Origin of the sequence: Chryseobacterium sp. BGARF1, assembly GCF_001677955.1 — a bacterium.
Lineage (GTDB): Bacteria > Bacteroidota > Bacteroidia > Flavobacteriales > Weeksellaceae > Chryseobacterium.
The window spans coordinates 1-234 of record NZ_LELA01000248.1; the positions used below are offsets into that span (position 1 = coordinate 1).

Below are 234 nucleotides of genomic sequence, written 5' to 3' on the forward strand. Positions count from 1 at the left end.
TTCTAAATCGGGATATTCTGAGAACAATATTTTTGCCCTCTGTTTTTGTGATGAAGTCCACTTTTCATTGGTTTTATAAAGCAAATATTTGCTTCTTGCCAAAAGTTGCTTTCGAGTAGCGCCATTTAGGAAAATTTCAATTTGAAGATTTTGTTTCTTTTGTTTTGCTTCCACCAAAAGATTATTTTCTTGTTCAATAGCTTCCCAACGATGGTTTATTCTGATTTCCTGCAA

The 234-nt window shown here is 32.9% G+C and carries 1 pseudogene; it reads right to left on the reverse strand.

The window, feature by feature from the left end:
- A pseudogene (locus AB671_RS21880) lies at positions 1 to 234 on the reverse strand (DDE transposase); the annotation flags it as partial.